Here is a 4,030-nt window from a genome sequence, read left to right as displayed (position 1 = left end):
TTCCATCTCATCAGGGCTGTAGCGGTACGCCTCGTTGCAGAAGTGGCAGACCACCTCCGTGTACGGCTGCTCCTCTTCCTCGATGATCCGCTCGATCTCCGCGGTGCCAAGGCTCACGATCGCGCTGCTGAACCGCTCGCGCGAGCACTCGCACTTGAAGCCGATGGGGTACCGGTCGCCAAAGGTGTATCCCTCCGGAAACAGCCGCTCCAGCATCTGCTCCGGCGAAATGCCTTCGCGCAGCAGCGCCGTGGGGTGCGGAAGGGCGGCGGCGCGCTGCTCGATTTCCGCGACTTCCTCGTCCGACAGGCCGGGAAGAAGCTGGATCAGGTAGCCGCCCGCGGCCTCCACGCTCAGGTCCGGCCGCACGAACACGCCGATGCCCACACCCGAGGGCGTCTGCTCGCTCTTGGCCATGTAGTACGCCAGGTCTTCGCCGATCTCGCCTGAAATCAGCTCCACCATCCCCTGGTAGGTGTCGCGCATTCCCAGGTCCTTGGTGACGGCCAGGTAGCCGTCCGTGCCCACCACGCCGGCCACGTTCAGCTTGCCGTTCACGCTCTCCGCGTGCACGTGCGGATTGCCGACCAGCCCGCGCACCTCGCCGCGCCCGTTGGCCGTGACCAGGATGCGGCGCACGGGGCCGTTGCCGCGCACGTCCACCGTGAGCAGCTGGTCTTCTTCCTTGAGCGAGGCCGCGCCCAGCAGCAGGGCGCCCATGGCCGTGCGCCCGAGCGCCGCGGTTACGGCGGGATAGGTGTCGTGCCGGCGCTGCAGTTCGCTCACCAGCCCGGTGGCGTTCAGTGCAAAGGCGCGCACCCGGTCGCCGAGGGCGGTGGCGCGCACCAGATAATCGTTGTTCGTCATCCCATGCCTCCCCCAAACAGGAGCCGCGGCCATCGGGGCCGCGGCGCAACGTACTCCGGTACAACGGTTTGGGCCGTGTGTTCCCTGCGTGGAGCTCACCTCCTGCTACCATTCCCGGACGCACGGGAGCGGACGATCCTTGCCTTTCGCAGAGGAAGGCGGCATCTTAGGTCACGAAACAATCGTCTTTCGCTCACCCTGGTGCTTTCCCCTTCATGCGGTCACCGTTCGTCCGCCTGCCCGTTGCTGCCGCCGCCGTGGCACTGCTCGCCGCGTGCACGGACGCAGTCGCGCCCGTCGCTCCCGCTCCGCCGAACGCCGCGCTGGTCCCCACCGGTTCCGCGCAGTGGCTGGTGCAGGACGCCGATCTCCCGTTCAACCTTCTCGGATTCTACAAACCGGAGAACTCCCAGTTCTGGTTTGCGCACGTAGTGGACCCCGTGGAGGTTCCCGCCGGACTGTTCCGGCTCGATCTGCGTGTGGAGGGGATGCTGAATGCCGTGACGCTTCCGGGCATCGAAGGGTATTATCCGGCTACGTTCGGACCCGCGGGTGCGCCGGGCGGAGCTCCCGGCGACAGATCCGTGCCCAGCGCGGGATCCGGGGGCGTGTCCATGTACTTCATCTCGCAGTCGGGGTACCTGACGGCCGAGTGGGCACCTCCGGCCGGGAGATCGTCGGATGCCGTCGTGAACGGTTCGGTGTACGTGCGCGGGCCGGGCCGCCTGTTGGTTTCGCGGTACTACGGAAACCTGGAACCCCCAGGGGGTACCCCGCCGCGGTGGAGGGTTGCGGGAACGCAGACGTACAGCGTCTCCGTAACTCCCGTGGCGGACCAGCAGACACCGCCGCCCGAGCTGCAGGTGCAGTGCCCCAGCGTGACGCGCGGAGAGCGCGGCCGCTGCGTGGCGAGCATGTCTGACAACTCGGCGTTCACGGTGACGCACTGGAACTTCACCTCGCCGCCGGACCCCGGCTCCACCGAGCCCGTGACGGTGGACTTGGACGCCGACTCGGTAGGGTGGGGCGGCCCGCTGGTGCGAAGCGGCACCGTGACCGTCACCGCGATGGTGAACGGCCGCGAGCGCAAAGCCTCCACCCCGCTCACGGTGATCAACCGTGAGTGGGGCACCAAGACGGCCGACTACTCGTTCAGGCGGATCACAAGTCGGGAGTACGGCCTGCTGACATTGGCGAGTGTGGTCAAGTACGCAGACGATCTCGGGGCTTCGACTTGGCTGCCCCTGCATTCACGCGCCGAGAGGGCGCCGCAGTATACCGCGTATGCTGATGGTGGTCCTAACGACAACATCGAGTACTTCAAGTCTGGGGAGACACTCCACTTCTATGGGTACTACGCGGTAAACACTGCCGTGATGGTCGTGAGCAGCGGGTTCTACAATGCTCAAATCTCGGGACCAGGTCGCCCCGGAAGATACGGTGGGGTCAATACGTGTGATGCTCGTGTGGTAACGGACACTCTCGAGACACTCGTGGATGATCACGAGAGGTATCATGGAGAAGTGTACAAAGCTGCACTGGATGCGCATGTCGCTCCCTCCCTCATTCGACTGGAGAATCTAACGTCTCCGAACAGCGCTTTCCTGTATCGCGCATACAACCGCGAATGGGTGGCATTGGACAGTCTCGCGGGCGCGACGTCCCTCGCTGTTCACAAGAATGGCTCGGTCCGTGGCCTGACTCGTCCAGCAGATCGTGACGGCCCATGCGCGCTCTTGAATGAGAACCGGCAGATCCTCACTCCGAAGCCCTGATGACGAAGAACTTGTTTCCGCTCACCGCCGCCGCGCTCATTGCGCTTGTCGTGCACTCGACTCCAAGTGCTGCCCAGACGGATGGGGAAGAGCAAGCACGCACGGTGCATCTCCGAAACGATTGTCGATTGGCATCGCAGATTGTCCGGTCAGGACATCCAGAGTCGCGAAGAAGGTGGGCGCTGGACCGACTTCCAGGGTGTGCGGACGAGGGGGGGGTGGCACTCGGGGAACTCTGGTTGTCAATCCGGGACAGTTCTGGAATTGAGGATCTGATGCGGTCAAGCATGCACCTTCACGACGGACGGTTGTATGCGCAGATTCTTGGCACGGCAGTCGATCGTAGCAGGCCCGCAGCATTGCGGGTCGCGGCCATGCTGGTTCTAGCCAAGTATGTCAACCCAATGAACGGTGTATCGCGGAGAATGCTATTCCCCCCTGATACGTTCCGGTACATTCCCCCGGCGCTCGGATCAACGACTTACGGGTGGGCCGACGACGGTGCGGTTCCGCTCCCGGCGGGGTACACGCGTGAGGTTTACGCGCTTCTGGAGCGGCTCTCGGCGAGTCGAACTTCGGAACCCAGAGAGGTTTGGTACGCCGCGGAGATGCTGCGTCAGCGCGTGGAGTTCGATCTGGGTCTCAACCGCTGAGACTGAACGGCGAGGAACAGCGCTTACAAAAGCTTCCGTACGGAGACAACCCGTGCCCAAGAGTGTGATAGATCACGGCCGGAGACTGATCTGCGTGGGCGCGCTGTCAGCTTCGATCCTGGGGTCGGAGATGCCGTGCGGTGCCCAGCGGTCTTCAGATGAGGCCGCGAGCGCGGCGCATCTTCGCAACGAGTGCCGGCTGATCTCTCAGGTACTCAGGACTAGCAATCCGAGTCCCAGGCGTGAGTGGGCACTGTTGCGTGCGCCTGGTTGCGCAGATGAAGGCGCGCCTGTGCTGGCGCAGCTTTGGAACACGGTGCCTGCGGCCGGACCGGATCTCGAACAGCTCATGCGCACCAGCATGCGGCTGCGCGACGGCCGTTTGTACTCTCACCTGCTGCGGGTCGCCGCCGAGCCGCACGTGCAACCGGAGATTCGGGTGGCGGCCATGCTCGTGCTGGCCAAGTACGTCAATCCTGGGAACGGGGTGTACTTGGCCCAGCTCGTACCGCCAGACACGATCCGCTATGTCCGCATGGCGACAGGCTCCACCAATCACCGCTCTTCGTTCGATGGCTCGGTCCCTCTCCCAGCCGGCTATGGTCGGAACGTGCTGACGGTTCTGGAGAGGCTCGCGGGGGACCGAGCGCACCAGCCCCGGGCGGTCTGGTACGCCGCGGAGATGCTGCGCCAGCGGGTTGAGTTCGATCTGGGACTGCGACGCTGAGATGCCGA

The 4,030-nt window shown here is 64.6% G+C and carries 3 protein-coding genes; 2 read left to right on the top strand and 1 reads right to left on the bottom strand.

All coding sequences use genetic code 11. The annotated features are described in order from the left end of the window. Nucleotides 1-867: Hsp33 family molecular chaperone HslO (gene hslO / locus VF665_RS25380; protein ID WP_331056295.1), on the bottom strand; the 867-nt coding region annotated here is incomplete at its 3' end. Between the two features lie 215 nt (nt 868-1,082). Between hslO and VF665_RS25375 the strand changes: the two genes are divergently transcribed. Next, nucleotides 1,083-2,642, top strand: a complete 1,560-nt coding sequence (locus tag VF665_RS25375; protein ID WP_331056294.1) for a hypothetical protein — start codon at nt 1,083-1,085, stop codon at nt 2,640-2,642. A gap of 945 nt (nt 2,643-3,587) precedes the next feature. Then, a complete protein-coding gene (locus VF665_RS25370; RefSeq protein ID WP_331056293.1) occupies nt 3,588-4,022 on the top strand; it encodes a hypothetical protein in 435 nt (144 codons plus the stop codon). Nucleotides 4,023-4,030 lie beyond the last annotated feature (8 nt).

Origin of the sequence: Longimicrobium sp. (assembly GCF_036387355.1) — a bacterium.
GTDB lineage: Bacteria > Gemmatimonadota > Gemmatimonadetes > Longimicrobiales > Longimicrobiaceae > Longimicrobium.
Note: the sequence above shows the minus strand (reverse complement) of the source record. Positions and strands in the feature narration are given on the sequence as shown.